This window comes from Stenotrophomonas sp. YJH_SMC_120, assembly GCF_059368675.1.
The window spans coordinates 768,581-793,791 of the sequence record NZ_JCAFRY010000001.1; the positions used below are offsets into that span (position 1 = coordinate 768,581).

General features: G+C 67.6%; 31 protein-coding genes. 24 read left to right on the forward strand and 7 right to left on the reverse strand.

Annotated features, from left to right (window positions below):
- Positions 1–100: 100 nt before the first annotated feature.
- The 3 genes from hda to AC5P60_RS03855 are packed head-to-tail and all read right to left on the reverse strand — an operon-like array spanning position 101 to position 3,113.
- Complete coding sequence (gene hda / locus AC5P60_RS03845; RefSeq protein WP_005408408.1) at positions 101–808, reverse strand: DnaA regulatory inactivator Hda; 708 nt, start codon at positions 806–808, stop codon at positions 101–103.
- On the reverse strand, positions 808–1,977 hold the full coding sequence (locus AC5P60_RS03850; RefSeq protein WP_005408407.1) for an AI-2E family transporter: 1,170 nt from the start codon (positions 1,975–1,977) through the stop codon (positions 808–810). Before AC5P60_RS03850 ends, hda begins: the two co-directional genes overlap by 1 nt.
- Positions 1,974–3,113 carry a DUF2066 domain-containing protein gene (locus tag AC5P60_RS03855; RefSeq protein ID WP_049403272.1) on the reverse strand — a complete coding sequence of 380 codons (1,140 nt, stop codon included), beginning with the start codon at positions 3,111–3,113 and terminating at the stop codon, positions 1,974–1,976. The genes AC5P60_RS03850 and AC5P60_RS03855 overlap by 4 nt, the downstream gene beginning before the upstream one ends.
- Positions 3,114–3,212: 99 nt before the next feature.
- On the opposite strand from AC5P60_RS03855, the gene purM reads away from it, so the two are divergent.
- The 7 genes from purM to AC5P60_RS03890 all read left to right on the forward strand — a co-directional run bounded on the left by purM (position 3,213) and on the right by AC5P60_RS03890 (position 8,143).
- Positions 3,213–4,271 carry a phosphoribosylformylglycinamidine cyclo-ligase gene (gene purM / locus AC5P60_RS03860; RefSeq protein ID WP_005412508.1) on the forward strand — a complete coding sequence of 353 codons (1,059 nt, stop codon included), beginning with the start codon at positions 3,213–3,215 and terminating at the stop codon, positions 4,269–4,271.
- A gap of 23 nt (positions 4,272–4,294) precedes the next feature.
- Positions 4,295–4,783: a hypothetical protein gene (locus AC5P60_RS03865; protein ID WP_005408404.1), complete on the forward strand. Its 489-nt coding sequence runs from the start codon at positions 4,295–4,297 to the stop codon at positions 4,781–4,783.
- Positions 4,780–5,208, forward strand: coding sequence for a hypothetical protein (locus AC5P60_RS03870; RefSeq protein ID WP_483693020.1), 429 nt, complete (start codon positions 4,780–4,782; stop codon positions 5,206–5,208). The genes AC5P60_RS03865 and AC5P60_RS03870 overlap by 4 nt, the downstream gene beginning before the upstream one ends.
- 41 nt (positions 5,209–5,249) lie before the next feature.
- The gene (locus AC5P60_RS03875; RefSeq protein ID WP_049403273.1) at positions 5,250–5,912 is read left to right on the forward strand and encodes a DUF2238 domain-containing protein; all 663 of its coding nucleotides are present in this window, start codon (positions 5,250–5,252) and stop codon (positions 5,910–5,912) included.
- Positions 5,909–6,568, forward strand: a complete 660-nt coding sequence (gene purN / locus AC5P60_RS03880; RefSeq protein ID WP_049403274.1) for a phosphoribosylglycinamide formyltransferase — start codon at positions 5,909–5,911, stop codon at positions 6,566–6,568. The genes AC5P60_RS03875 and purN overlap by 4 nt, the downstream gene beginning before the upstream one ends.
- 67 nt (positions 6,569–6,635) lie before the next feature.
- Positions 6,636–7,457 carry a DUF3108 domain-containing protein gene (locus AC5P60_RS03885; protein ID WP_005412504.1) on the forward strand — a complete coding sequence of 274 codons (822 nt, stop codon included), beginning with the start codon at positions 6,636–6,638 and terminating at the stop codon, positions 7,455–7,457.
- 2 nt (positions 7,458–7,459) lie between these two features.
- Positions 7,460–8,143: a DUF3108 domain-containing protein gene (locus AC5P60_RS03890; RefSeq protein WP_005408399.1), complete on the forward strand. Its 684-nt coding sequence runs from the start codon at positions 7,460–7,462 to the stop codon at positions 8,141–8,143.
- A gap of 139 nt (positions 8,144–8,282) precedes the next feature.
- Here AC5P60_RS03890 and AC5P60_RS03895 read toward each other — a convergent pair whose 3' ends face one another.
- The 3 genes from AC5P60_RS03895 to AC5P60_RS03905 are packed head-to-tail and all read right to left on the reverse strand — an operon-like array spanning position 8,283 to position 10,120.
- Positions 8,283–8,600, reverse strand: coding sequence for a hypothetical protein (locus AC5P60_RS03895; protein ID WP_005408398.1), 318 nt, complete (start codon positions 8,598–8,600; stop codon positions 8,283–8,285).
- The gene (gene murA, locus AC5P60_RS03900) at positions 8,597–9,868 is read right to left on the reverse strand and encodes a UDP-N-acetylglucosamine 1-carboxyvinyltransferase (protein WP_049432040.1); all 1,272 of its coding nucleotides are present in this window, start codon (positions 9,866–9,868) and stop codon (positions 8,597–8,599) included. Before murA ends, AC5P60_RS03895 begins: the two co-directional genes overlap by 4 nt.
- 21 nt (positions 9,869–9,889) lie before the next feature.
- Positions 9,890–10,120, reverse strand: a complete 231-nt coding sequence (locus tag AC5P60_RS03905; protein ID WP_005408396.1) for a BolA family protein — start codon at positions 10,118–10,120, stop codon at positions 9,890–9,892.
- 54 nt (positions 10,121–10,174) lie between these two features.
- Here AC5P60_RS03905 and AC5P60_RS03910 point away from each other — a divergent pair, with 54 nt between their 5' ends.
- From AC5P60_RS03910 to AC5P60_RS03990, 17 genes are all read left to right on the forward strand, one after another.
- Positions 10,175–11,176 carry a KpsF/GutQ family sugar-phosphate isomerase gene (locus AC5P60_RS03910; RefSeq protein ID WP_033835544.1) on the forward strand — a complete coding sequence of 334 codons (1,002 nt, stop codon included), beginning with the start codon at positions 10,175–10,177 and terminating at the stop codon, positions 11,174–11,176.
- 66 nt (positions 11,177–11,242) lie between these two features.
- Positions 11,243–11,791 (forward strand): KdsC family phosphatase, encoded by a 549-nt coding sequence (locus tag AC5P60_RS03915; protein ID WP_005408394.1) that lies wholly within the window; start codon positions 11,243–11,245, stop codon positions 11,789–11,791.
- Positions 11,788–12,363 carry an LPS export ABC transporter periplasmic protein LptC gene (lptC, locus tag AC5P60_RS03920; protein WP_012479345.1) on the forward strand — a complete coding sequence of 192 codons (576 nt, stop codon included), beginning with the start codon at positions 11,788–11,790 and terminating at the stop codon, positions 12,361–12,363. The genes AC5P60_RS03915 and lptC overlap by 4 nt, the downstream gene beginning before the upstream one ends.
- Positions 12,364–12,466: 103 nt before the next feature.
- A complete protein-coding gene (lptA, locus tag AC5P60_RS03925; protein ID WP_005408392.1) occupies positions 12,467–13,018 on the forward strand; it encodes a lipopolysaccharide transport periplasmic protein LptA in 552 nt (183 codons plus the stop codon).
- Positions 13,018–13,737, forward strand: coding sequence for an LPS export ABC transporter ATP-binding protein (lptB, locus tag AC5P60_RS03930; RefSeq protein WP_005408391.1), 720 nt, complete (start codon positions 13,018–13,020; stop codon positions 13,735–13,737). The genes lptA and lptB overlap by 1 nt, the downstream gene beginning before the upstream one ends.
- A 39-nt stretch (positions 13,738–13,776) precedes the next feature.
- Entirely contained in the window at positions 13,777–15,198 is a 1,422-nt protein-coding gene (locus AC5P60_RS03935; protein ID WP_033835542.1) for an RNA polymerase factor sigma-54, read from the forward strand.
- Positions 15,199–15,256: 58 nt separating this feature from the next.
- Positions 15,257–15,574 (forward strand): ribosome hibernation-promoting factor, HPF/YfiA family, encoded by a 318-nt coding sequence (gene hpf, locus AC5P60_RS03940; RefSeq protein WP_004147311.1) that lies wholly within the window; start codon positions 15,257–15,259, stop codon positions 15,572–15,574.
- 21 nt (positions 15,575–15,595) lie between these two features.
- The gene (locus tag AC5P60_RS03945) at positions 15,596–16,048 is read left to right on the forward strand and encodes a PTS sugar transporter subunit IIA (RefSeq protein ID WP_033835541.1); all 453 of its coding nucleotides are present in this window, start codon (positions 15,596–15,598) and stop codon (positions 16,046–16,048) included.
- Positions 16,045–16,995: an HPr(Ser) kinase/phosphatase gene (hprK, locus tag AC5P60_RS03950; protein WP_005408388.1), complete on the forward strand. Its 951-nt coding sequence runs from the start codon at positions 16,045–16,047 to the stop codon at positions 16,993–16,995. The genes AC5P60_RS03945 and hprK overlap by 4 nt, the downstream gene beginning before the upstream one ends.
- Before the next feature lie 27 nt (positions 16,996–17,022).
- Positions 17,023–17,907, forward strand: a complete 885-nt coding sequence (gene rapZ / locus AC5P60_RS03955) for an RNase adapter RapZ (protein ID WP_033835540.1) — start codon at positions 17,023–17,025, stop codon at positions 17,905–17,907.
- A 412-nt stretch (positions 17,908–18,319) separates the two neighbouring features.
- Entirely contained in the window at positions 18,320–18,712 is a 393-nt protein-coding gene (locus AC5P60_RS03960) for a PTS sugar transporter subunit IIA (protein ID WP_005408386.1), read from the forward strand.
- On the forward strand, positions 18,705–18,974 hold the full coding sequence (locus AC5P60_RS03965) for an HPr family phosphocarrier protein (protein ID WP_005408385.1): 270 nt from the start codon (positions 18,705–18,707) through the stop codon (positions 18,972–18,974). Before AC5P60_RS03960 ends, AC5P60_RS03965 begins: the two co-directional genes overlap by 8 nt.
- Before the next feature lie 2 nt (positions 18,975–18,976).
- A complete protein-coding gene (gene ptsP, locus AC5P60_RS03970; protein WP_322534791.1) occupies positions 18,977–20,746 on the forward strand; it encodes a phosphoenolpyruvate--protein phosphotransferase in 1,770 nt (589 codons plus the stop codon).
- Between the two features lie 194 nt (positions 20,747–20,940).
- Positions 20,941–22,302 (forward strand): magnesium transporter, encoded by a 1,362-nt coding sequence (mgtE, locus tag AC5P60_RS03975; protein WP_008266103.1) that lies wholly within the window; start codon positions 20,941–20,943, stop codon positions 22,300–22,302.
- 62 nt (positions 22,303–22,364) lie between these two features.
- Positions 22,365–22,631 (forward strand): hypothetical protein, encoded by a 267-nt coding sequence (locus AC5P60_RS03980; protein WP_033834839.1) that lies wholly within the window; start codon positions 22,365–22,367, stop codon positions 22,629–22,631.
- A gap of 70 nt (positions 22,632–22,701) precedes the next feature.
- On the forward strand, positions 22,702–23,499 hold the full coding sequence (locus tag AC5P60_RS03985; RefSeq protein WP_033834838.1) for a carboxylesterase family protein: 798 nt from the start codon (positions 22,702–22,704) through the stop codon (positions 23,497–23,499).
- A gap of 172 nt (positions 23,500–23,671) precedes the next feature.
- Positions 23,672–24,163 (forward strand): REP-associated tyrosine transposase, encoded by a 492-nt coding sequence (locus AC5P60_RS03990; RefSeq protein ID WP_033834837.1) that lies wholly within the window; start codon positions 23,672–23,674, stop codon positions 24,161–24,163.
- 93 nt (positions 24,164–24,256) lie between these two features.
- Here the strand turns inward: AC5P60_RS03990 and AC5P60_RS03995 are convergent, their stop codons facing one another.
- Positions 24,257–25,207 (reverse strand): aspartate carbamoyltransferase catalytic subunit, encoded by a 951-nt coding sequence (locus tag AC5P60_RS03995; RefSeq protein WP_049403275.1) that lies wholly within the window; start codon positions 25,205–25,207, stop codon positions 24,257–24,259.
- Between the last annotated feature and the right edge of the window lie 4 nt (positions 25,208–25,211).

The following is a 25,211-nucleotide window of genomic DNA, read 5'->3' on the forward strand; positions in this document are numbered from 1 at the left end:
CGCAACCGGACCCACCCCGCCATCCCACGGAGATGGCCAGCTTTTGACGTTGACGTTGATTCGGCGGGTGCAGGGCGCAGCCCTGCAAACAAACCCACCCTCAGTAGCGGGGCCGGCCTTCTTCCAGCACCTGGCGCAGGAACGGCACGGTGATCCGCCGCTTCGCCGCCAGCGACTCGCGGTCCAGCCAGTCCAGCAGCGTGATCAACCCACCCAGTTCGCGCCCGGTATGCGACAGCAGCCACTCGATGGATGCCTCGTCGATCGCCAGGCCGCGTCGCAGCGCGCGTTCGCGCAGCACCGCTGCCCGCCCCTCCTCATCCAGCGGCTGCAGCAGCACGCGCACGCACTGGCCCAGCCGTGAACGCAGGTCCGGCAGCACCAGGCCCAGCGCTTCCGGCGCCTTCTGCGCCGTGTACAGCACGGTCACGCCTGCAGCGCGCGCGCGGTTGTGGAAATCGAACAGCGCGATCTCGTCGTCGCGGTTGCCGGCAACCTCGTCCAGGCCGTCCAGCGCCACCAGCTCACGCGCCTCCAGCCCATCCAGCGCCGCACGCACGCGGCCGGCTGCACTGGCCAGCGGCACATAGGTCGGCAGGCGCCCTGCCTGCTCGGCGCTGGAACACATCGCCAGCGCCTGGTGGGTCTTGCCCGTGCCCGCCGCACCTTCCAGGTAGACCCAATCGTGGCTGGCACCCACCGCGATCGCGCGCAGCTGCGCCAGCGCGCCATCCGGCGCGCCGATGAAGGTCTCCAGGCGCTGGTCCCGCGGGTAATGCAGGGCCAGCGGCAGTTGCGGCACACCCATCACTTCAGGTCGGGGCCTTTTTCGTTCGGAACGATGATATGGGGCGCATCGACCACGCCGTCAAGCACGATTGCCGGCTTCTCGCCCACGTACAGCTCGCTCTGGCGGTAACGCTGGTGCGCGTAGCGCAGCAGCACGTTGGTCACCGCCGCCACCGGCAGCGCGAGCAGCATGCCGAGGAAGCCGAACAGCTGGCCGCCGGCCATCACCGCGAAGATCACCGCCACCGGGTGCAGGCCGATCTTGTCACCGACGATGCGTGGGGTCAGTACGTAGCTCTCCAGCAGCTGGCCCACGGTGAACACCACGCCGACCAGGATCAGCAGCTTCAGGTCGAAGCCCTGTGCCTGCACCAGCGCGGCGATCACCGCCATCAGCACGCCGGTGGTCGCGCCCAGGTACGGGATGAAACTGATCAGACCGGCAATCAGGCCGATCAGCAGGCCCAGCTTGAGGCCGACCAGCGACAGGCCGCCGGCATAGATCACGCCCAGTGCCAGCATCACCAGGAACTGGCCGCGGATGAACGCGCCCAGCACCTCGTTGGACTCACGCGCCAACGCGCTGATGGTGCCAATGTGGTTGCGCGGAATCACCGACGCCACGCGCTCGACCAGCTTGTCCCAATCACGCAGGAAGTAGAACGCCAGGATCGGCAGCAACAGGATGTTGACCACCCAGGTCACCATCGCGAAGCCGGAGCGCGAGACGTAGCCCATGAACGTGGTGGCGAAGCCGCCGGCCTGCTGCCAGTGGCTGCGCACCCATTCGATCAGGCGGTCCGGGTCCAGCCACTGCATCACTTCCAGGCCGGTCTTCTGCTCGAACCAGGGAATCCCCTTCTCCATCAGCCACGCCTGTGCTTGCGGGGCAACCGCGATCAGGGTGGTGATCTGGCGCTCGATCATCGGTACCAGCACCAGCAGCAGCGCCACGATCACCAGCACCATCGCCGCAAACACCAGCACTACGCCGGTCATGCGCGAGCGGCCGGTGGCCTCGATGCGGTCCACCAGCGGGTCACCCAGCCAGGCCAGCGCCAGCGCCAGCACGAACGGGGTCAGGATCGGCGCCAGCAGCCACACCACCCAGCCGATCAGGCCGGCGAACAGGATGTATTTCAGGCGGCGCAGGAACTGCGCGATTTCCGCTTCCGGGGTCAGAGTCATCGCAGGCGGTACTCGTTGCTGACCGGGGCGGCCACCGGAGTACCGGTGGTGTCGTCGATCGGAGCGGGCAGGGCCGGCAGCGGAGCGCTCGGCACCAGCACGCCGTTGTCGCCCAGCATGCGGTTGAAGCCGGCCAGGCCGGTGGTCATCTCCAGGTTCAGCTCCAGCTGGCCAGCCGAGGCATGCAGGGGGGTGACATTGCGCACCACCGGCACCTCGCGCAGGCCAGCGGCCAGACGCAGGTAGTCGTCGGCGCTGTTGATGCCGGTGACCACCACACGGTAGGTCCCGGCCTGACCGACGGCGGCGCCGGCCTTGGCATAGCGTTTGACCAGCGCATCGGCGGCGCCGTCGGCACCGGCCGCCATCGCGCGCATGGCGTTGGCGTCCTTGCTGGTCCACTTGTTCAGTTCACGGCCGTTGTCGACGAACACCCAGTCCGCCTGCCAGCCGCCATTGGCGCGGTACAACTTGCCGATCAGCTGCATCGGCGGCGAGTAGCGCGAGGACGCACGGGCCACGGCGGCACTGTCCTGGCGCCAGATCGCACCCGCCAGCGCCTGTTCGGCGGCGCCACCACTGGGCAGGCCCAGCTTGTAGCCGCGCTCGATGGCGCGGTTCAGCAACGGCCGGGCGGCGTTGGCCTGCTGCACGCTGACCAGGCGCGGGCCACTGCCATCGTCGACGGCCAGCCACAGCACCGGCTTCGGTCGCGGCTGCGGCCACAGCGGCAGGCCCAGCGCCGACACCAGCGAGTCGACATCATCCTCGCGGAAGCGGGCCACCAGCAGGGTACGGAAGCTGGGGGCGCCACTGGCGCCCACGCTCTGGTCCTGCTTGTAGTCGTAGCTGGCCACGTAGTCCTTGGCGTTGCGCAGCGCCTGCACCACGCCGGGGCGGGACATCACGCTGCGGTCGCCGGACAGCTTGCCCAGTACCACGCTCAGGGCGCGGGCCAGGGCGCCGTTGCGATCGGCCTCGGCTTGGCTGTTGACGGGCACTTCGGCCTCGTACGCGCCACTGGCGGTGGCGACATCACCCTCGGTGCGAAGGCCGCTCTGGGCCATCGTGGCCACCGGCAGGCTCAGCGCAAGGAGCAGGGTCAGAATCAGGCTGCGGCGCATCAGGACATCCATTGGCTCGACGTATCCGGGGGAATTGTTGCCCGAATACGGCCTTTGCGCCAATGCGGCCTGTTAAAATCGCCCGTTCAACCCCTGCCAGCGCCGACGCCCGTGACCAACACCCCGTCTTCCGCCCCCTCCCCCCTCACCTACCGTGACGCGGGGGTCGACATCGACGCCGGCAATGCGCTGGTCGAGCGGATCAAGCCCCTGGTCAAGCGCAGCTTCCGCCCGGAAGTGATGGGCGGCCTGGGTGGCTTCGGTGCCCTGTTCGACCTGTCCAACAAATACCGCGAGCCGGTGCTGGTGTCGGGTACCGACGGCGTGGGCACCAAGCTGAAGCTGGCCCACCAGCTGAACCGCCACGATACGATCGGCATCGACCTGGTCGCCATGTGCGTGAACGACGTGCTGGTGCAGGGCGCCGAACCGCTGTTCTTCCTGGACTACTTCGCCACCGGCAAGCTGGACATCGACACCGCCGCAGCGGTCGTGGGCGGCATCGCCAACGGCTGCACCGAGGCCGGCTGTGCGCTGATCGGCGGCGAAACCGCTGAAATGCCCGACATGTACGCCCCCGGCGAATACGACCTGGCCGGCTTTACGGTCGCCGCGGTGGAGAAGAGCGAGCTGAAGGACGGCGCCAGCGTGGCCGCCGGCGACGTGCTGATCGGCATCGCCTCCTCCGGCCCGCACTCCAACGGCTACTCGCTGGTGCGCCGCATCTACGACCGCGCCGGTCGCCCGGCCGATCTGGAGCTGGAAGGCGGCGTGAAGCTGGTCGATGCGCTGATGGCACCGACCCGCCTCTATGTGAAGCCGATCCTGTCGCTGCTGAAGTCGCACGGCGAGGCCATCCATGGCATGGCCCACATCACCGGCGGCGGCCTGACCGAGAACATCATCCGCGTAGTGCCCGACGGCCTCGGCCTGGACATCCAGGCGTCGTCATGGACCCTGCCGCCGGTGTTCCAGTGGCTGCAGAAGGAAGGCGCGGTGGCCGACAGCGAGATGTGGCGCACCTTCAACTGCGGCATCGGCTTCGTGCTGATCGTCGCAGCGGACCAGGTGGCTGCCGTTTCCGATGCAGTCAAGGCGCAGGGCCTGGAGCACTGGACCATCGGCCAGGTGGTCACCGCCGAAGGCGCCGAACGCGTCCACATCGGCTGACGCCGGCAACCCAGGAGCCCCGCATGGACGCAACGCCCCCTTTGTCGCCCGCCCCCGTGCCGCCGCCGCTGGCGACGGTACCGCCGTTCAGCGCGCAGGATGCCGACCACCTGCGCATGCTGGCCATCGCACACTACGTGGTCGGTGGCCTCATCGTGCTGTTCTCGCTGATCTTCATCCTGCACATCGTGATCGGCATCGCCGCGTTGACCGGCAGCCTGCCGATGAAGTCCGGCGGCGAGCCCTCCTCGCTGGAGGAACAGCGCCTGATGGGCTGGGTGTTCACCGTTCTCGGCTGCGTCGTCGTGTTCGGTGGCATCACGCTGGGCGCGTTCGTGGCCTATGCCGGCCGCTGCCTGTCCCGCCGCCGTCGCCATCTGCTGTGCCTGATCGCGGCTGGCCTGGCCTGCCTGTTCACGCCGGTCGGCACGGTGCTGGGGGTGTTCAGCCTGATCACCCTGCTGCGCCCGCAGGTCAAGGCCGCCTTCGACCTTCCCGCCGCGACCGCATGACCGCCTCCGGCAATCCGCCGCCGCTGCCGCTGCCGCATCAGACCCTGGCACAGCTGCAGCTGACCAGCCATCTGCAGACACTGAGAGTGCTGTTCTACGCCCTGGCCGGTTTCCACTGGGTCGCCGCAGTGGCGTTCCTCGGCCTCAGCGGCTGGGTGGCCCAGTCGCGCGGGTTGGAGGATGTCTGGATGCTGACCACGGTCTATGCGTCCATCGCCGTGCTGGCCGCCGTGCTGGGGTTCGTGCAGCTGCACACCGCGCGCCAGCTGTCACATCGCACCGGGCTGGCCTGGTGCCAGCGCGCGGCGTGGCTGGGCGTGCTGGCTGGACCACTGGGCATGGCGTTGGCCGCCTATGCCTGGGTGTTCCTGTCCAAGCCGGAGATGGCTGCGCTGTTCGACCGCGGTGATCACCTCAGTGCCTGAATCTGCCGGCAGACGCCCCGTCCTCATCTGATCGATTTCCCATGTCCGCGCCTGCCCTCCCGACGTCTGCTTCGCCCACCACCCGCCGCTTCCCGGGCCCGAAGAAGTGGGCTTTCGCCGCCGTACTGGCGGTGTTCGCGATCAGCTGGATCCACCCGCTGTGGCCCACCGAGCAGGCCCTGCACAGCACGCTGACCGTGGTCGGTCTGGCCGCGCTGCTGTGGGTCGACCGCCGCGGCGGCTGGCTGGGCAACGGCGCCTTCATCGCCATCTGCGGCTTCATCGCCCTGCACTGCGTGGCGGCGCGCTGGCTGTATTCCAACGTGCCCTACGACGCCTGGGCGCAGATGCTGACCGGCTGGTCGCCGAATGCGGCCTTCGGCTGGCAGCGCAACCATTTCGACCGCCTCATCCACTTCCTGTTCGGCGTCTGCTTCACCCCCGCACTGCTGCAGCTGGCCCGTCATGCGTGGCCGGCGCTGCGCCTGGGCCAGGCCTTCACCCTGGCGGTGATGACAGTGATGTGTGCCAGCCTGGTCTACGAATGGTTCGAATGGGCCATCGCGCTGGCGCTGTCGCCGGATGCCGCCGAAGCCTACAACGGCCAGCAGGGTGACATGTGGGATGCGCATGCCGACATGCTGATGGCGACCGTCGGCAGCCTGCTGACCTGGCCTCTGATCCGCCGGAGTTCCCTGCAATGACCGCCCCAACCCGCATCGCCGTGCTCGCCTCGGGCCGCGGCAGCAACCTGCAGGCCATCCTCGACGCGATCGGCAGCGGCCGCCTGTCGGCCGAGTTGGTCGGCGTGTTCTCCGACCGCCCCGCCGCAGAGGCCCTGCTGCGTGTCGATGCCGGCCTGCGCTGGGCGCATGCACCGAAGGAATTCAGCGACCGCGCCAGCTACGAGCAGGCGCTCGGCGATGCGCTTGCCGCGGTACAGCCGGACTGGATCGTCTGTGCCGGCTACATGCGCATCCTTGGTCCGGCCTTCGTGCAGCGTTTCGATGGCCGCCTGGTCAACATCCACCCGTCGCTGCTGCCGCTGCACAAGGGCCTGGACACCCACGCGCGGGCGCTGCAGGCCGGTGACGCCGAGCATGGCGCCAGCGTGCACCTGGTGGTCCCCGAACTGGATGCCGGCGCGGTGCTGGCGCAGGCCCGCGTGCCGGTGCGGCCCGGCGACGACGCGCAGGCGCTGGCCGCACGCGTGCTTGCGGTGGAGCATCCGCTGCTGATCGCCACACTGCAGCTGCTGTGCGAAGGCCGCCTGGCTGAACGGGAGGGTCAGCCCTGGCTGGACGGTCACCCCCTGTTTAGCCCCTTGGCCCTAGATTCCGCCGGAAACCTGAACCGGTAACGCTCTTGCACACGCCCCGCTGACTGCGGGGCTGGCATCCTGCCCCCTCCCGCGGTTCCTGTCCTCCATGAAGACCACGACGCTGCTGTCCACTTCACTGCTGTTGTCGCTTGCCGTGCTTCCCGCTGTGGGCTGGGGCCAGGCGCAGCCGCCTGCGGCTTCCCCGCCGCCCACACCCGCTGCGCTGCCACCGAACGAGCCCAGTGTGCCGCTGTTGCCGGCACTGGCCTGGGAGCCGCCGCCGCTGCAGCCGTTCACCGCCACCTACCAGGCCTTCTACAAGGGCAAGGAAGCGGGTGATGCCAGCATGCAGGTCACCCACACCGGCGGCAGCCAGTGGCGCGTGGACATGCAGGTGGTCGGCCGCCGCGGCTTTGCCAGCGTGCTCGGCCTGAACATCGAGCAGAGCACGGTGTTCGAGGAGCGCAGTGGCGTCTACGCACCGCTCAGCCAGAGCACGGTGCGCAAGGGCCTGTTCCTGGGCAAGAAGGCCGTGGGCACTTACAACTGGCAGGCCGGCACCGCGCAATGGACCGGCGACGTCAAGAAGGAGCGCGCGCAGCCGATCCCGCTGCGGGCCGGCGACCAGAGCGCGCTGCTGATCAACCTGGCGATCATGCGCGATGCGCGTCCGGGCGCCACCATGCATTACCGCTACGTGGACATGGGCAAGGTCCGAGAACACGACTACCAGGCCGCGCCGCAGACCGAGAACGTCGAGGTCGGCGACCTGTCCTACAACGCGCTGCGGGTCTACCGGACCAACGGTGGCAGAAACGAAACCATTCTCTGGATCGCCAACGGTGTCCCCACCCCGGTGCGCATCCTGCAACGCGAAGACGGCGAAGACCGCGTCGACCTGCGCCTGATCGAATACCAAGGAGTCTGAGCATGAATACCCTGACCCGCCCCCTCACCTGGATCGCAGCCGCTGCCCTGACCGTGGCCAGCCTGCCGGCCATGGCGCTGGAACCGTTCAAGGCGGATTACCTGGCCAGCTACATGGGCATGCAGGCCAACGGCACCATGACCCTGGCCAGCGAAGGCAGCAACAAATGGCGCTACAGCCTGCAGGTGAAGAACCAGCTGGCCGACCTCAGCCAGAGCACGGTGTTCGAGGAAGTGCGTGGCCAGCTGCGTCCGCTCAGCAGCCAGGACCGTTCGGCGCTGCTGGTGAAGAAGCGCAACGTGCAGGCCAACTACAACTGGACCAGCAACCAGGCCACCTGGACCGGCGACATCAAGCCGGACCGTGCGGGCCCCATCGCGCTGAAAGCAGGCGACATGGACGCGCTGCTGATCAACCTGGCGATCGCCCGTGACCTGGCCGCCGGCAAGCCGCTGACCTATCGCATGGTGGACGAAGGCCGGATCAAGAACATGACCTACCGCGTGATCGGCAAGGAATCGATCACCGTGGCCGGCAAGAGTTACGAGGCGACCAAGGTCTCGCGCGCCGACGGCAACAAGGAGCTGATCGCCTGGATCGTGCCGGACTTCCCGGTGCCGGCGCGCATGCTGCAGCGTGAGAGCGGCCGCGATGCGCTGGACCTGACCATCAAGGCGATGAACTGAGTGCCGGGGTCGGATCCCATCCCCTCGGGGATGGGCTCTGACCCCGGTTGTGTGGCTGGGGTCAGAGCCCTTTCCGATGGAAAGGGCTCCGACCCAGGGCCCCGCGAAAAGAAAACGCCCGCTTTCGCGGGCGTTTTTCTTACTTCTTTTCCTCGGCCGCCGCCGGCTTGAACTCGGTGCGGCAGTCCACTCGGATCTGCTCGCCGGTGCTGCGCCAGACAAAGGTGCGGCAATGACGGTTGCCGTCCTGGCTGTCGTTCACCGCGACCGCATAGAACGACTCGATGATCTCGTCACGCGTGACCGTGCCGTCGCCGTTCCAGTCCATGTCCTTCTGCTCGATGCCCTGGGTGATGGCGATGTTGGCGTACCAGGCATAGCCCAGCCACGCCAGCACGATCAGCACCAGGGCCAGCAGCGCCTTGCGACGCGGGCTGAACTTGCCGCGCAGGATCATGGCACGCGCCGGATGGTGGCGCCGAGCGAAGACAGCTTCTCTTCGATGTTCTCGTAGCCACGATCAAGGTGGTAGATGCGGTCGATGGTGGTATCGCCGCTGGCCATCAGGCCGGCCAGGATCAGCGAGGCCGACGCTCGCAGGTCGGTCGCCATCACCGGTGCGCCGCTCAGGTGCTCGCTGCCACGCACGATGGCGGTGTGGCCTTCAACCTGGATGTCCGCGCCCAGGCGCAGCAGTTCGTTGACGTGCATGAAACGGTTCTCGAAGATCGTTTCGTTGATCACGCCCACGCCGTCAGCCACGCAGTTGAGTGCCATGAACTGCGCCTGCATGTCGGTCGGGAATGCCGGGTACGGCGCGGTGGTCAGGTTGACCGCCTTCGGCCGCCGGCCCTGCATGTCCAGGGTGATGCTGTCGTCGGTGGTCTCGATCTTCGCACCGGCCTCGACCAGCTTGGACAGCACCGCGTCCATGGTGTTCGGGCGCGCACGGTTGACGGTGACCTTGCCACCGGTCATCGCCGCGGCCACCAGGAAGGTGCCGGTCTCGATGCGGTCGGGCAGCACTTCGTGGCGGCCACCGGACAGGCGCTCGACGCCCTCGATCACCAGGCGGGCGGTGCCCAGGCCTTCGATCTTCGCGCCCAACGCGATCAGGCAGTGCGCCAGGTCGGTCACTTCCGGTTCCATCGCGCAGTTGTCGAGGACGGTGGTCCCTTCAGCCAGCACCGCGCCCATCAGCACGTTCTCGGTGCCGGTGACGCTGACCATGTCGAAGGTGAAGTGGCCACCCTTCAGGCGCTTGGCGCTGGCCTTGATGAAGCCGTTCTCGACCACGATCTCGGCGCCCAGCGCCTGCAGGCCCTTGATGTGCTGGTCGACCGGTCGCGAGCCGATCGCGCAGCCGCCCGGCAGCGACACTTCGGCGGCGCCGAAGCGGGCCAGCAGCGGGCCCAGCACCAGGATCGAGGCGCGCATGGTCTTGACCAGCTCATACGGTGCGACGTGCTGGTTGACCGGACGCGGGTCGACCACGATCGCGCTGCCGCGCGACAGCGTGCCCTGGTCGATGGTGACCTTGGCGCCCAGCTCGCCAAGCAGCTTCACCGTGGTGACCACGTCGTGCAGGTGCGGCACGTTGGTGATCTCCACCGGCTCATCGGCCAGCAGGGTCGCGCAGAGAATGGGGAGGACGGCGTTCTTGGCGCCGGAGATGTTCACTTCACCGTGCAGCGCAGCGCCGCCGGTCACAACGATCTTGGCCATGTATTCGGGATCTTCTGCGGTTCAGCCGGCTTCGGCCGGGGTCACGGTTTTCAGCGCCAGCGCGTGGATCGCGCCGCCCATCAGGTCGCCCAGGGTGGCATACACCATGCGGTGGCGGGCCAGCGGCATCTTGCCGGCAAAGGCCTCGCAGACCACGGTCGCTTCGAAATGCACGCCATCGTCGCCCTGCACGTCGGCGCGGGCGCCGGGCAGGCCGGTTTCGATCAGATTGCGGATGGTGTCGGCGTCCAACGGGCTTTCCTAATAAAATGTGGGTCCATTCTACTTCCGCTGCGTGGCGTCCGCATGGCCGAATCCCTGTTGCCCCCCCGTTCCGTCGACCCTGCCGGCCTGGTTGCCAGTGGCCGCCGCGTGTTCGAGATCGAGCGGCAGGCCCTGGATGCCGTGGCCGACCGCCTCGGCGAGGCCTTCCAGCAGGCCTGCCAGGCGATCCTGGCCAGCCGCGGGCGGGTGGTTGCCACCGGCATGGGCAAGTCCGGGCATATCGCGCGCAAGATCGCCGCCACCCTGGCCTCTACCGGTACGCCGGCGTTCTACGTGCACCCCGGTGAAGCCGGCCACGGCGACCTGGGCATGATCACCGAGGACGACGTCGTGCTGGCCCTGTCCTACTCGGGCGAATCGGACGAGGTGCTGATGCTGCTGCCGGTGCTCAAGCGCCAGGGCAACCTGCTGATCTCCATGACCGGCCGCCCGCAGTCCAGCCTGGCCACCGCCGCCGACATCCATCTGGACGTGAGCGTGCCGGCCGAGGCCTGCCCGCTGGCGCTGGCACCCACTTCCAGCACCACCGCCTCGCTGGCGATGGGCGATGCACTGGCCGTGGCCCTGCTCGATGCACGTGGCTTCACCGCCGATGACTTCGCCCGCTCGCACCCTGCCGGCAGCCTCGGCCGTCGCCTGCTGCTGCACATCACCGACGTCATGCACACCGGCGACGACCTGCCCAGCGTGGGCGCCGACGCCAGCCTCAGCGAGGCGCTGGTGGAAATGAGCCGCAAGCGGCTGGGCATGACCGCCGTGGTTGACGCCGACGGCGTGCTGATCGGGCTGTTCACCGACGGCGACCTGCGCCGTGCGCTGGACAGCGCGCTGGATGTGCGCACGGCGAAGATCGCCGACGTGATGACCCGCAACCCGCGCACCATCGGCGCCGACCAGCTGGCGGTCGAGGCCGCCCGCCTGATGGAGACCCACAAGATCACCGGCCTGATCGTGGTTGATGGCCAGGGCCGCGCGGTTGGCGCGCTGAACATTCATGACCTGTTGCGGGCCCGGGTGGTTTAACCGACAGTCCGTAGACCCCATTCAGTCTGTAACGCCGCACCCGCCCATAACGAGCCTGCCGCCCTGATGCCCTGGTCCCCCCTGCCCGCCTTCCCCGCCCACCTGCATGCCGCTGCGGCCCAGATCCGCCTGGCCTGCTTCGACGTGGACGGCACCCTCACCGACGGTCGGCTGTACTACGACAAGGACGGCAACGAGAGCAAGGCGTACTTCGTGCAGGATGGCCTGGGCCTGAAACTGCTGCAGCAGCACGGTATCCACCCCGTGCTGATCACCGCGCGCAACAGCCAGTCCGCGCTCAAGCGCGGCGCCGACCTCGGCATCGACACCCAGATCGCCGTGGGCGACAAGCTGGCCAGCGTGCAGGCGCTGTGTGCGCAGCACGGGATCGGCCTGGAACAGGTGGCGTTCATGGGCGATGACCTGCCCGATCTGGCGCCGCTGGGTGCGGTCGGCCTTGCGGTGGCCCCGGCCAATGCCCATCCGTGGATCGCCGAACGCGTGCATTGGCAGACCCGCGCCGAGGGTGGCCGTGGCGCCGCGCGCGAGCTGTGCGACATCCTGCTGGCCGCCCAGGGCCGCGCGGATGCGGTGCTGGCGAGGTTTGGCGCATGAACCTGCCCACCTTGAACTGGCGCACCGTGCTCGGCATCAGCCTGCTGCTGGCCGCCCTGCTGAGCAGCTGGGCGGCGCTGCGCAACCGCGACAAGGGTCCAGCCACGGGGGGCCAGGAAATTGGTGTGGATTACATCCTGCATGACTTCCAGATCGTCGCCCTGGATGAGCACGGCAAGGAATCGACCACCCTGCGCGCACCGCGGCTGGAGCGCCAGCGCGGCGACCAGACCATCAACATTGCCACCCCGCTGTTCGAGATGCCGGACAAGGATGGCAAGCACTGGACGCTGCGTGCCGAGACCGGCTGGCTCAGCGCCAAGGGCGACGAGATGAAGCTGCGCGGCAAGGTTGCCGGCGACAGCCCGGCGGGCCCGGGCGTGGTGCCGACCACCTTCCGCACCGACCACCTGGACGTGTTCCCGAAGGAGAACCGCGCCCGTACCGACGCCCTGGTGACCATGACCCGCCCGGGCATGGAACAGTCCGGCGTCGGCTTCGAAGTGGATTCGAAGAACAACACGTATCATTTCCTCAGCCAGTCCAAGGGCCGTTACACGCCCAGACGCTGATTCCGCCGCCAGCCCGCGACGTCTCCGGACAGGCGCAGGGCCGGCAGCCCCACCCTCCGCCCCCGGCCCGCCCGGCAGGCCCCCACCGGTAGAACGGACCCCGATGAAGATTCCCTTTGCCGCCGTACTCGCGCTCGGTCTTCTTGTCCCCAGCGCCGCCTTCGCCAAGTCCACCGACCGCAACGAAGACATGCACATCGATTCCGGCGCCCAGTCCGGCATGCTCACCGGCGACGGCAAGACCGTGCTGTCGCAGGGCGTGATCATCACCCAGGGCACGCTGGACCTGCGTTCGTCCGAGGCCGAGATCTACCTCAAGGACGGCGAGGCCGTGCGCGTGGTCTTCACCGGCAAGCAGGCCAAGATGAAGCAGCAGCTTGATGACGGCACCTGGATGGATGCGCTTGCTGATCGCATCGACTACGACATCAAGACCGAGATCATCACCCTGACCGGCAACTACAAGGTCACCAGCGCGCGCGGCACCAATGCCGGCCAGCGCATGGTCTACAACACCCGCACCGGCGAGATGAACTCCGGTGGTGACGGCAGCCGCGTGCGTACCGTCATCCCGCCGAAGAACAAGACCCCGGCCGCGCCTGCGGCACAGCCCAAGGCCACCACGCCGGCACAGCCGGCCGGGAGCAGGAAGTAATGCTCGTCGCCAAGGGCCTGCGCAAAAAGTACAAGCAGCGCGAAGTGGTCAAGGACTTCGGGCTGACCCTCGATGCGGGTGAAGTGGTCGGCCTGCTCGGCCCCAACGGTGCCGGCAAGACCACCTGTTTCTACATGATCGTCGGTCTGGTGGCCGCCGATGCCGGCAGCATCGTGCTCGACGGCAAGGACATCACCGGCGACCCGATGTACACCCGCGCCAAGCAGGGGGTGGGCTACCTGCCGCAGGAACCGTCGGTGTTCCGCAAGCTTACCGTGGCCGACAACATCCGCCTGGTGCTGGAACTGCGCGAGGACCTGGACTCGGCCGGCCGCGAGCGCGAATTGAACGGCCTGCTCGACGAACTGCAGCTGGGCCATGTCGCCGACCAGCTCGGCGCCAGCCTGTCCGGTGGCGAACGCCGCCGCTGCGAGATCGCCCGCGCACTGGCCGCACAACCGCGCCTGATCCTGCTCGACGAACCGTTCGCCGGTGTCGACCCGATTTCGGTCGGCGAGATCCAGCGCATCGTCACCCACCTCAAGCAGCGTGGCATCGGCGTGCTGATCACCGACCACAACGTGCGCGAGACCTTGGGTATCTGCGACCGCGCGTATATCCTCGCCGAGGGCAGCGTGCTGGCCCAGGGTTCGCCGGAGGCGATCCTGGACAACGCCGATGTACGCCGCGTCTACCTCGGGGATTCCTTCAAGCTGTGAAGCAGTCGCCGGGGCCCTTTCCTTCCTTTCGGCACAGGCATGAAGACTCGGCTGCAGACATCGTTGGGACAGCAACTGGTGCTCACGCCCCAGTTGCAGCAGGCGATCAAGCTGCTGCAGATGTCGGCCACCGAACTGGAGCTGGAGATCGCGCAGGCAGTGGAAAGCAACCCACTGCTGGACTGGGCCGACAGCAACGACAGCAGCGCCGCCAATGAAGGCAGCGATGGCAACGACAACGAAGCGCCTGCAGAGCGCAGCGATGAGGGCGACGACTGGGCGCCGACCGAACTGGACTGGACGACGACCGGCAGCGGTGGCAGCTTCGATGATGACGACGACAATGGCAGCGCTGCCGAGCGCGTAGCCGAAACCGAAACACTGGCCGACCATCTGCTGTGGCAGCTGCATCTGTCGCATCTGTCCTCGCGTGATCGCAGCATCGGTGCCGCACTGATCGATGCACTGGACGACGACGGTTACCTGCGCGAACCGCTGGCCACCATCGCTGAAACCCTGTTGCCGGCGATCCACGCCGACGATGACGAGATCCTCGCCGTGCTGCATCGCATCCAGCGCTTCGATCCGGTGGGTGTGGCCGCACGCACGCTGGGCGAATGCCTGCTGCTGCAGCTGGATGTGCTGGCCGGCGACACGCCCGGCCTGCTCCTGGCGCGACAGATTGCCGCAGGACCCTTGGAACGTTTGCCGCGCAGCGGCGTCGCCGGGCTCGCCCATGAGTTGAAGCTGCCGCTGGACGAGGTCGAGACTGCCGTGGCGCTGCTGCGCTCGCTGGACCCGCGCCCGGGCACGCAGATCGCGCCGCTGTCGCAGGACACCTACGTGGTGCCGGATGTGGTGGTGTGGCGGCAGAACGGCGTATGGCGCGCAGCGCTGGCCGCGCATGCCGGGCCGAAGGTGGTGATCCACCGCGGCTACGAACAGCTGATCCGACGTTGTGGCGACGCCGATGCCGGCTACCTGCGTGCCCAGCTGCAGGAAGCGCGCTGGCTGCTGAAAGGGCTGCAGCAGCGTGGTGACACCCTGCTGCGCGTCGTGCGCAGCCTGATCCTGCAGCAGGCCGGCTTCCTCGAATTCGGCGAGCAGGCGCTGCGTCCACTGACCCTGCGCGAGATCGCCGCCGAGCTCGGCCTGCACGAATCCACGGTCTCGCGCGCGATCGCCCGCAAGCACGTGCGTACCCCGCGAGGCACCCTGCCGCTGCGCGCCTTCTTCGCCTCGGGCATCGATACCGAGAGCGGTGGCGAGGCGTCCAGCACCGCCATCCAGGCGATGATCCGGCGCCTGATCGACGACGAGAACCCGCGCAAGCCGCTTTCTGACGCCAAGCTGGCTGACCTGCTCAAATCGTCGGGAATTCCAGTAGCGCGACGCACCGTGGCGAAGTATCGTGAAGCCATGAACATTTCCGCCTCGCACGAAAGGGTCAGAATCGCTTGACGCGCCGCCGCGCCCGGCGGAGAGGTTCATTGGCACATCCGAACACAGGAGAAACCCGATGCGCATCGAAACGTTTGGCAAAGATGTCGAAGTCACCCCGGCCCTGCAGTCCTATGTTGAGGAGAAGCTGGCCCGGATCGGAAAGCACTTCGACCAGCACTGCGAAGCGCGGGTGACCCTCAAGCTGCAGAAGACCGAACACCACGTCGACGCCAGCCTCAACATTCCCGGCCAGACCCTGCACGCCGAGGCCAATGCCCAGACCATGTATGCCGCGATCGACCTGCTTGCGGACAAGCTTGACCGTCTGGTGATCAAGCACAAGGAGAAAAAACAGCAGCACGCACCGCTGCCGGTGGGCGACAATGGTGGCTGATCGCCACCGTTCCCCGCAGACATGCCCCTGACTGACCTCCTGGCGGCCGTGCAGACCCAGCTCTGCACGGCCACCGACCGTGACAGCGTCCTGCAGGCCGCCGCCGGGTTGCTGGCCTGCCGCCAGGCCAACGCCGAACAGATCTATCTGAACCTGTGCCAGCGCGAAGCGCTGGGCAGCACCGCCATCGGCCACGGCATCGCCATTCCCCACGGCCGCGCGCCAACCCTGGACCGCCCCCGCGGCGCTCTGCTGCGGTTGGCCACCCCGGTCGATTTCGGTGGCGAGGAGCCGGTGGACCTGGTGTTCGCGATGGCCGTCCCCGCCCACTACACCCACCAGCACCTGATGCTGCTGTCCGAGCTGGCCGAGCTGTTCTCGGCGCCGGACATCCGCCAGGCCCTGCGCGAAGCGGGCGATGCCCGGGCGCTGCGCAAGGCGCTGGACATGACCCCACCTGCGAGTGCCGCATGAATACCAGCATCACCGCCCGTGAACTGTTCGAACAGCAGCGCGAGCGGCTGGGACTGCGCTGGGCTGCCGGCAAGTCCGGCGAGAAGCGAGAGCTGGAGGCCGGCAACACGGTCTCGCGGCGCCCCTCGCTGGCCGGCTACCTCAATGCCATCTATCCCAACAAGGTGCAGATCCTGGGCACCGAGGAACTGTCCTGGCTGGATGCGCTGGAACCGCGCCAGCGTTGGGAGACCATCGAAAAGATCATGCAGTCGCACCCGCTGGCGCTGGTGCTGACCCGCAACCAGGCCTGCCCGGAAGACCTGCGCGCTGCCGCGGACGAATCCGGCACGCCATTGTGGCTGTCGCCCAAGCGCGGCCACGAACTGCTCAACCACCTGTCCTACCACCTGGCGCGGACGCTGGCGCCGCGGGTGATCCTGCATGGCGTGTTCATGGAGATCTATTCCATCGGCGTGCTGATCACCGGCGAAGCGGGATCCGGCAAGAGCGAACTGGCGCTGGAACTGCTCAGCCGTGGCCATCGCCTGGTGGCCGACGATGCTCCCGAATTCACCCAGATCGCACCCGATGTACTCGATGGCACCTGCCCGGAGCTGCTGCAGGACCTGCTGGAAGTGCGCGGCCTGGGCGTGTTGAACGTGCGCGAGATGTTCGGCGACACGGCTGTAAAGAAGAACAAGTACCTTCGGCTGATCGTCCACCTGACCAAGCCGATGACCGAACCCACCCCGCATGGCTACGAGCGCCTGACCGGCGATTCGGGCACCCGCCATGTGCTGGACCTGGACGTACCGCTGATCACCCTGCCGGTGATGCCCGGCCGCAACCTGGCCGTGCTGACCGAGGCGGCCACCCGCCTGCACATCCTGCGCACCAAGGGCATCGACCCGGCAGCCATGTTCATCGCCCGTCACAGCAACCTGCTGGAACGGCGAACACCCTGATTTCCCTGCCCTTCGAAGAGCCTGTCCATGAGCACCGTCACCCCCTCCGCCCCGACCCTGATCATCGTCAGCGGCCTGTCCGGCTCGGGTAAATCCGTCGCCCTGAAGACCTTTGAGGACCAGGATTACTACTGCTCGGACAACCTGCCGATCAATCTGCTGCCCGACTTCGTGCGCAGCCTGTTGACCAACCACGACGGCAGCGCACCACGGCGTCTGGCCGTAGGCATCGACGTTCGCGGCCAGGCCGACCTGAGCCAGCTGGGCGACTGGCGGCAGCTGGCGGCCGACGCCGGCGTGGACGTGAAGGTGCTGTTCTTCGAGGCCAGCGACGAGACGCTGCTCAAGCGCTACGCCGACACCCGCCGCCGCCATCCGCTGAGCCAGCTGGGCCTGTCGCTGCCTGAAGCCATCGCCCGCGAACGCGAGTTGACCGCACCGCTGCGCCGCGAGGCCGATGCGGTGATCGACACCAGCAGCCTCAACGTGCATCAGCTGCGGCGGCGGATCATCACCGAGTTCACGATGGACCATGCCACCGGCCTGTCGCTGCTGTTCGAATCGTTCGCCTACAAGCGCGGCGTGCCGGCCGAGGCGGACTTCGTGTTCGATGCGCGGGTGCTGCCCAATCCGCACTGGGACCCGGACCTGCGCGCGCTCAGCGGTCGCGAACCGGGTGTACGCGACTACCTGGAAGCGCAGCCGGACGTGCAGCGCTACCTGGCCCAGCTGATGGACTTCCTCGATACCTGGCTGCCGAAGCTGGGTGATGGCACCCGCAGCTATGTGACAGTGGCGTTCGGTTGCACCGGCGGCAAGCACCGGTCGGTGTTCCTGGCCGAGCGCCTGGCCCGGCATGCCCGCGAGATGGGCTGGGAAGACGTGGCGACGTACCACCGCGAACAGGATTGAGGGGGTCGGCCGGGCTGCGCCCGGCACCCGCCGATAGTGCCGGCCGCTGGCCGGCAACAGCAACAGCAACAGCAGGAGCGGCATCCCGTGGGATGGCGGGGCGGTGTGGGTCTGCAGGACACGTCGTGAACCCGTTCCTGGGGGCTCGATGGCGCCATCCATGGCGCCAACGGTCCTGCAGACCCACACCGCCCCACCTCTGGCAGATTTCTGCTGCGGGTGGGTGTCGACCCTGGTCGACACGATGGATCCACGCCTGCGTGGATGAATCGCTGTCAGGCATCGAAAAACGGATGGGGTCGGATCTCTTTCTCAACGGAAAAGGCCTCCCTGGGAGCAACGCTGAATACGGGACACAGTGCCCCTCTCCTGCTGCTATCGCCAATTCACCTTGACCTGTTAACGTGCAGTAATGACCTGTGGCATTCTCCTCGTAACACATCCCGGGGTCGGGACCGCCCTGCTTGACGTGGCGACCCGGCTCCTGCGGCAGTTGCCGCTGAAAACCGAAGCTTTCGAAGTACCGTTCGACGCAGACCTGGACGCCCTGCTCCCGCTCGCCTCGGCCGCCCTGCGGCGGGTTGACGGGGGTGATGGTGTGCTGATCCTGACCGACCTGTACGGCGCCAGCCCCGCCAACCTTGCCGGGCAGCTGGCCCGGCTGGGGACCCCGGTTCGCCGGGTGTCGGCGCTGAGCCTGCCGATGTTGCTGCGGGTGATGAATTATCCGGAACAGGGACTGGATCAACTGCCCGCCACAGCCGCGGCGGGTACCCGTAATGGAGCGATAGTCGACGATGCTTGAACGAGAACTCACAGTCAGCAACCGCCTGGGCCTGCATGCCCGGGCCACCGCCAAGCTGGTGCAGACCCTGGCGCCGTTCCGCTGCAACGTGACCATGGCCGCCAAAGGCCGTGAGATCAACGCCAAGAGCATCATGGGCGTGATGCTGCTGGCCGCCGGCCAAGGCACCCCGGTCACCGTGCGGATCAACGGCGAGGACGAAGCCGCCGCGATGGAGGCGGTGGTCGGCCTGTTCGAACGCCGTTTCGACGAGGACAGCTGAGCGTGCCACGCGCACGCGCCAGCCAGGTCCCTTCCGGCCAACGGCCGGTACAGCTGCTGGCCGGCCACGGCGCCGCGCGCGGAACGGCGATGGGCCGGGCACGCGTGCGACTGCCGCATGCGCTGGAGGTGGCCGAGCAGCGCGTGGCCGCCCACCAGGTCGAGGCCGAACTGGCGCGCCTGCACCGGGCGCTGGATGCCGCGCGTACGGAAATGCACGAGCTGCGCCAGCGCCTGCATGGCGCCCTGAACCAGGAAGTGGGCGAGTTCCTCGACCTGCACGCGCTGCTGCTGGACGACCCCGAGCTGCTGTACGGCCTGGACGAGCTGATCCGCAGTGGCCCGTACAGCGCCGGCTATGCCTTGCGCCTGCAGCGCGACCGCCTGGCCAAGGTCTTCGATGGCATGGACGATGCCTATCTGAAGAGCCGCATGGACGATCTCGACCATGTGATCGGGCGCATCCACGCCTTCCTGCAACCCGAACGGCCGTCGGCAGTGAAAGGCCTGGCCGGCGAGATCCTGGTCTGTGACAACATCGCGCCCTCCGAGCTGGCGCAGCTGCAGGCACAGGGCGTAGTCGGCATCGTCACGGCCGCCGGCAGCGCGCTGTCGCACAGCGCGATCCTGGCGCGCAGCCTGCACCTGCCCCTGATCGTCAACGTGCCGCAGCTGCTCAGCCGCATCGCCGATGGCGATGTGCTGATCATCGATGGCGCCGACGGCAGCATCACCGTCAACCCGCAGGCCGACAACCTGCGGGACTACCGCGTCCGGCTGAAGGAACATGCGCGCGAGCAGCGCGAGCTCGGCCGCCTGCGCAGCAAGCCCAGCCGTACCCGCGACCAGGTCGACATTGCCCTGCTGGCCAATGCCGAATCGCTGGAAGACGTGACCCAGGCGCATGCACTGGGCGCGCAGGGGCTCGGCCTGTACCGCACCGAATTCCTGTTCCTGCAGCGCAATGAGCTGCCGGACGAAGAAGAGCAGTTCCAGACCTACCGCGATGCCGCGCTGGGCATGAGCGGGCGGCCGGTCACCATACGCACGCTGGACCTGGGCGCGGACAAGGCCGACCGTACCGGCCTGACCCTGAGCAACGAAGAGAACCCTGCACTCGGCCTGCGCGGGGTGCGCCTGTCGCTGGCACGGCCGAAAGTGGCCGACACCCAGCTGCGCGCGATCCTGCGCGCGTCTGCATACGGCAAGCTGCGCGTACTGGTGCCGATGGTCAGCACCCGCGAGGAGCTGCTGGCCGTGCGCCGTCGCATGCTCAAACTGACCGAACAGCTGCGCGGCGAAGGGCACATGGTGTCCGACCACGTACCGCTGGGCGCGATGATCGAAGTCCCGGCCGCTGCGCTGGCTCTGGAGAGCTTCATCGACCTGGTCGATTTCCTGTCGATCGGCACCAACGATCTGGTGCAGTACCTGCTGGCTGCCGACCGCAACAACGAGGCGCTGGGCGAGTTGTATTCACCGCTGCACCCGGCCGTGCTGCGGCTGCTGCAGATGGTGATCGAGACCGGCGCGCGTCACCGCATCCCGGTGGCGGTCTGCGGCGAGATGGCCGGTGATGCCCGGATGACCCCGCTGCTGCTGGCGCTGGGCCTGAGCGAGTTCAGCCTGCACCCGGGTACGTTGCTGGAGGTACGCCGCGCGATACGCGAAGCCAATCTGGGTGCGCTGCGCGCGCGCGCGCCGAAGCTGCTGGCCGCGCGCGACCGACGCGCCATCGAACGCTGGCTGGCGCTGGTGGCGGATACGCCCTGAGCGCCAAGGGTAATGCCGGCCGCTGGCCGGCAGCGTACCCATCGAAGACCAAGAGGTTGCCGGCCAGCGGCCGGCACTCCCGCCACCCGGCGGCTATGCGTTGAAACATCGCCTTGCGATAATGACGCACTGAACACCCCTGTTGCCGCATCCTTGCCGGGATCGCGGCTTTTCTTATCCCCGCGGGAGCTGCGATGGCTGAAGCTGTACGCCACGACAAGACTGCGCGCCAACTGCGGATGCTGTCCGATGCACTGGACAGCGGCCGGCTGGGCCCGGTACGTCGCCTGGTCAACACCCTGGCCCCGGCCGAGATCGGCAACCTGCTTGAATCACTGCCGCCGGGCAAGCGCGAGGTGGTGTGGGGACTGGTTGATCCGGAAGACGACGGCGAGGTGCTGGTCCACGTCGGCGAGGACGTGCGCGAAAGCCTGCTCGCGGACATGGACCCGGACGAGATCATCGCCGCGGTCGAAGACCTGGACATCGACGATCTGGCCGACCTGGTCGAAGACCTGCCGGACACGGTCATCGACGAAGTCCTCAAGTCGATGGACCGCGAGAACCGCGAGCGCCTGGAACAGGTCCTGTCCTATCCCGAGGACAGCGCCGGTCGCCTGATGAATCCGGACGTTGTGACCGTGCGCGCCGACGTCAATGTCGACGTCGTGCTGCGCTACCTGCGCCTGCGCGGTGAACTGCCCGACCACACCGACCACCTGTTCGTGGTCAGCCGCCGCCATCAGTACCTCGGCCGCGTGTCGCTGGCGGCACTGGTGACCCACGAGGACACCACCCCGATCAATCGCCTGATCGACGACGAGCAGCCAGCCATCGACGTCGGCGAGAGCGACCAGGAAGTCGCCCGCCAGTTCTCCGACCATGACTGGATCTCCGCGCCAGTGGTGGATGACAACAACATCCTGATCGGTCGCATCACCATCGATGACGTGGTCGACATCATCCGCGGCCAGGCCGAGCACCAGGCGCTGGGCGCCGCCGGTCTGGACGAGGACGAAGATCTGTTCAGCCCGGTCTGGCGCGCGATGCGCCGCCGCCTGATGTGGCTGTCGGTGAACCTGTGCACGGCCTTCCTGGCCTCCAGCGTGGTCGGCCACTTCGAAGGCACCATCGACAAACTGGTGGCGCTGGCGGTGCTGATGCCGATCGTCGCCGGCCTCGGCGGCAACGCCGGTACCCAGGTGCTGGCACTGATGGTGCGCGGCCTGGCGCTGGGCCAGGTGGGCGCCTCCAACGCCCGCACCCTGCTGTGGAAGGAAGTACGGGTCGCGCTGTTGAACGGCGTGATGCTGGGTTCGGTGCTGGGCCTGATCGTGCTCGCCTGGTTCCACTCGCCCGGGTTGTCGGCAGTGATCGCCATCGCGTTGACCTGCAACCTGTTGTTTGCTGCGTTGGCCGGCGTGCTGGTGCCGTTGACGCTGAAGCGCTTCGGCTTCGACCCGGCGCTGGCCAGCGGCATCTTCCTCACCGCCGTGACCGATTCGATGGGCTTCTTCACCTTCCTCGGCCTGGCCACCCTGGTGCTGCTGCACTGACCGTCTCGCGGGTCGGATCCCCGCTGCGCGGCGCTCTGACCCGATCCCAACTGGATCCCCCCATGGCAACGACAATCGAAAACTACTTCCAGCCCGGCTGGCGCGACCAGCAGCACACCTGCCCGGCCTGCGAATGGAAGGGCAGCTCGCGTGCCATGGAAATGGAACTTGACGAGGACGCCACCGAGTACGACTGCCCGGTCTGCGAGAACCCACTGCTGGTGGTCCTGCACCCGGACATTGCGCAGGTGCAGGCCGCCGCCGCCGAAGGCAATACCGAGGCACAGGAGCAGTTGGAGATCATCGCCAGCTTCCCGCGCCCGCAGTGACGCGGCGCACGATGCCGGGCCGACGTCGGCGGACTACGATGCAGGCGATCTCGCCGCTTCGGAAAATCCCATGGTCCGTTTGCTGTCGCGCTGGCTGCCACTGCTGGCCCTTCTGATGATGAGCGGTTGCACTTCGCTGCCGGACAGCGCGCGTGGCCGCTTCGAAGCACGTGCGGTGAAGGTGGACGGGCAAACGGCTTACTACCAGGTGTTCATTCCGGCCGGCGTGCAGGCCGCCGCTCCCACCCACCTTCCGGTCGTCCTGTTCCTGCACGGCTCGGGCGAGCGCGGCGCCGATGGCGTCAAGCAGACCCACGCCGGGCTGGGGCCTTACCTGCGCGCGCATCCCGATTTCCCCGCCCTGGTGGTGTTCCCGCAGGTACCGGGCCACGAGGAATGGAGCGGCCGCAACAACCGTGCGGCAGTGGCCGCGCTGGACGCGACGATCGCCGAATTCGGCGCCGACCCGGCGCGGCAATACCTGACCGGCATGTCGATGGGCGGCTATGGCAGCTGGAACATCGCATTGGATGACCCACGCCGCTTTGCCGCGATCGTCCCCGTGTGCGGCGCGGTGCTCGCCCCGCGTGCGGTACGCCCGACCCTGTTCGTCGAGCAGGTCGCGCACGAAGCGGACCCGTACGCGGTGATTGCCCAGCGCCTGCAGCACACGCCGATCTGGATCTTCCACGGCGCACTGGATGACGTGGTGCCGCCGGACGACGACCGCAGACTGCATGCCGCATTCCAGCGCGCCGCCGCACGCGACGTGCGCTACACCGAATACCCGGAAGGCAACCACAATGCCTGGGACGCCACCTACGCCGACCCGGCAATGTGGGAATGGCTGTTCGCGCAGAAGCGCTGAACCGCAGCTTCTGGTAGCTGCCAACCTTGGTTGGCATTGACTGCTCTCGTAGTCGCCAACCTTGGTTGGCGTTGACTGCTCTGGTAGTCGCCAACCTTGGTTGGCACTGGCCTACCTGAAACCAAGCCATTCCCCGATGTTCACTGGAAGCAGGCCCGTCCATGCTTCCTCCATGCAGAACACCCGTCTCCTGCTCGGCCGTCGCTCCAGCGTCGGCCTCAGCTATATCCTCACCACCGTCGTCCATGAACGCGCGCCGCTCTTCACCGACGCCGCAGCGGCCGCCTTGGCAGTCCGCGAATTCCAGCGACTGGATCAGGAGGGCTTCACCCGCTCGATTGCCTACGTGGTCATGCCCGACCACATCCACTGGCTGGTCGAACTACGTGCGGGAACGCTGGAAACCGTCATGAAGCGTTTCAAGTCGCGCACAGCCCGGCAGGCAAACCGGCTGCTGGGGCGAGTAGGGCGCTTCTGGCAGGCCTGCTATCACGATCATGCGATCCGCTCTGACGAATCGTTGCACCGGCATGCGATGTACCTGATGGGAAATCCGATCAGGGCTGGGCTGACGACGCGGCTTGGGCAATATCCGCATGCATGGTGCGAATGGGAGCTTGGGGCGTCATGTGATCTGCCCGATGACATTAGCACCGGTGGATAGTGCCAACCAAGGTTGGCATCTACCAAAACAGTGCGCGCACGAACCGGGCGGTGAGTGTGTCAACCAAGGTTGACACCTACCTCACCCGGGTGGTCAGCCCAGCAGGGTTTCCAGCACGGCCATGCGCACGGCGACGCCGTTGGCGACCTGGCGCAGCACCCACGACTGCGAGCCGTCGGCCACCTCGTCGGTCACTTCCACGCCGCGGTTGATCGGGCCCGGGTGCAGCACCGCGGCATCCTTGCCCGCGCGCGCCAGGCGTTTGTTGGTCAGGCCGTACTGCGCATGGTACTGCTCCAGCGACGGCACCAGGCCTTCTTCCATGCGCTCGCGCTGCAGGCGCAGCATCATCAGCGCATCGACGCCTTCCAGCATCGCGTCGAAATCATCGCCGACCACGCAGCCCTTCAGGGTCTCGTCGTCCGGCAGCAGCGACTGCGGGCCACACACGCGGATCTCGCCCACGCCCAGCGTGCGCAGCGCATGCAGGTCGGTACGGGCCACGCGCGAGTGCTTCACGTCGCCGACGATCACGACTTTCAGCTTCGAGAAATCCGGGCCCTTGGCCTGGCGCAGGGTCAGCATGTCCAGCAGGCCCTGGGTCGGGTGCGAACTGCGGCCGTCACCGGCATTGATCAGCGCGGTGCCCTCGCCTGCCGCATCGGCCAGTGCGGCCACGGCGCCGTCATCGGGGTGGCGCACCACGAAGCCGCGCACGCCCATCGCTTCCAGGTTGCGAAGCGTGTCGCAGGCGGTCTCACCCTTGCGGGTAGAGGACGTCGAGGCGTCGAAATTCAGCACGTCCGCCCCCAGCCGCTGCGCGGCCAGCTGGAACGAACTGCGGGTGCGCGTGGACGGTTCGAAGAACAGCGTGCACACCGCCGAACCGGCCAGCACGTGGCGCTTGTTGCCGACGCGGCCGACTGCGGCATCGCGGATCTGCCCTGCGCGGTCGAGCAGCTGCAGCAGCGTTTCGCGCGGCAGGCCCTCCAGGGTCAGCAGGTGGCGCAGGCGTCCGGAGGCATCGATTTGCTGGGCGGTCATGGCG

What these genes read in the sequence shown, in the direction of transcription:
- AC5P60_RS03875 (WP_049403273.1), top strand. Translation starts at nt 5,250, where the DNA reads ATGTCCGCGCCTGCCCTCCCGACGTCTGCTTCGCCCACCACCCGCCGC.
- AC5P60_RS03960 (WP_005408386.1), top strand. Translation starts at nt 18,320, where the DNA reads ATGACCTGTGGCATTCTCCTCGTAACACATCCCGGGGTCGGGACCGCC.
- AC5P60_RS03945 (WP_033835541.1), top strand. Translation starts at nt 15,596, where the DNA reads ATGCCCCTGACTGACCTCCTGGCGGCCGTGCAGACCCAGCTCTGCACG.
- AC5P60_RS03980 (WP_033834839.1), top strand. Translation starts at nt 22,365, where the DNA reads ATGGCAACGACAATCGAAAACTACTTCCAGCCCGGCTGGCGCGACCAG.
- hda (WP_005408408.1), bottom strand. Translation starts at nt 808, where the DNA reads ATGGGTGTGCCGCAACTGCCGCTGGCCCTGCATTACCCGCGGGACCAG.
- AC5P60_RS03865 (WP_005408404.1), top strand. Translation starts at nt 4,295, where the DNA reads ATGGACGCAACGCCCCCTTTGTCGCCCGCCCCCGTGCCGCCGCCGCTG.
- purN (WP_049403274.1), top strand. Translation starts at nt 5,909, where the DNA reads ATGACCGCCCCAACCCGCATCGCCGTGCTCGCCTCGGGCCGCGGCAGC.
- lptC (WP_012479345.1), top strand. Translation starts at nt 11,788, where the DNA reads ATGAACCTGCCCACCTTGAACTGGCGCACCGTGCTCGGCATCAGCCTG.
- AC5P60_RS03985 (WP_033834838.1), top strand. Translation starts at nt 22,702, where the DNA reads ATGGTCCGTTTGCTGTCGCGCTGGCTGCCACTGCTGGCCCTTCTGATG.
- AC5P60_RS03995 (WP_049403275.1), bottom strand. Translation starts at nt 25,207, where the DNA reads ATGACCGCCCAGCAAATCGATGCCTCCGGACGCCTGCGCCACCTGCTG.
- AC5P60_RS03895 (WP_005408398.1), bottom strand. Translation starts at nt 8,600, where the DNA reads ATGATCCTGCGCGGCAAGTTCAGCCCGCGTCGCAAGGCGCTGCTGGCC.
- AC5P60_RS03855 (WP_049403272.1), bottom strand. Translation starts at nt 3,113, where the DNA reads ATGGATGTCCTGATGCGCCGCAGCCTGATTCTGACCCTGCTCCTTGCG.
- AC5P60_RS03910 (WP_033835544.1), top strand. Translation starts at nt 10,175, where the DNA reads ATGGCCGAATCCCTGTTGCCCCCCCGTTCCGTCGACCCTGCCGGCCTG.
- hprK (WP_005408388.1), top strand. Translation starts at nt 16,045, where the DNA reads ATGAATACCAGCATCACCGCCCGTGAACTGTTCGAACAGCAGCGCGAG.
- AC5P60_RS03915 (WP_005408394.1), top strand. Translation starts at nt 11,243, where the DNA reads ATGCCCTGGTCCCCCCTGCCCGCCTTCCCCGCCCACCTGCATGCCGCT.
- AC5P60_RS03935 (WP_033835542.1), top strand. Translation starts at nt 13,777, where the DNA reads ATGAAGACTCGGCTGCAGACATCGTTGGGACAGCAACTGGTGCTCACG.
- rapZ (WP_033835540.1), top strand. Translation starts at nt 17,023, where the DNA reads ATGAGCACCGTCACCCCCTCCGCCCCGACCCTGATCATCGTCAGCGGC.
- murA (WP_049432040.1), bottom strand. Translation starts at nt 9,868, where the DNA reads ATGGCCAAGATCGTTGTGACCGGCGGCGCTGCGCTGCACGGTGAAGTG.
- AC5P60_RS03885 (WP_005412504.1), top strand. Translation starts at nt 6,636, where the DNA reads ATGAAGACCACGACGCTGCTGTCCACTTCACTGCTGTTGTCGCTTGCC.
- AC5P60_RS03890 (WP_005408399.1), top strand. Translation starts at nt 7,460, where the DNA reads ATGAATACCCTGACCCGCCCCCTCACCTGGATCGCAGCCGCTGCCCTG.
- AC5P60_RS03870 (WP_483693020.1), top strand. Translation starts at nt 4,780, where the DNA reads ATGACCGCCTCCGGCAATCCGCCGCCGCTGCCGCTGCCGCATCAGACC.
- AC5P60_RS03850 (WP_005408407.1), bottom strand. Translation starts at nt 1,977, where the DNA reads ATGACTCTGACCCCGGAAGCGGAAATCGCGCAGTTCCTGCGCCGCCTG.
- hpf (WP_004147311.1), top strand. Translation starts at nt 15,257, where the DNA reads ATGCGCATCGAAACGTTTGGCAAAGATGTCGAAGTCACCCCGGCCCTG.
- AC5P60_RS03965 (WP_005408385.1), top strand. Translation starts at nt 18,705, where the DNA reads ATGCTTGAACGAGAACTCACAGTCAGCAACCGCCTGGGCCTGCATGCC.
- lptB (WP_005408391.1), top strand. Translation starts at nt 13,018, where the DNA reads ATGCTCGTCGCCAAGGGCCTGCGCAAAAAGTACAAGCAGCGCGAAGTG.
- lptA (WP_005408392.1), top strand. Translation starts at nt 12,467, where the DNA reads ATGAAGATTCCCTTTGCCGCCGTACTCGCGCTCGGTCTTCTTGTCCCC.
- AC5P60_RS03990 (WP_033834837.1), top strand. Translation starts at nt 23,672, where the DNA reads ATGCAGAACACCCGTCTCCTGCTCGGCCGTCGCTCCAGCGTCGGCCTC.
- mgtE (WP_008266103.1), top strand. Translation starts at nt 20,941, where the DNA reads ATGGCTGAAGCTGTACGCCACGACAAGACTGCGCGCCAACTGCGGATG.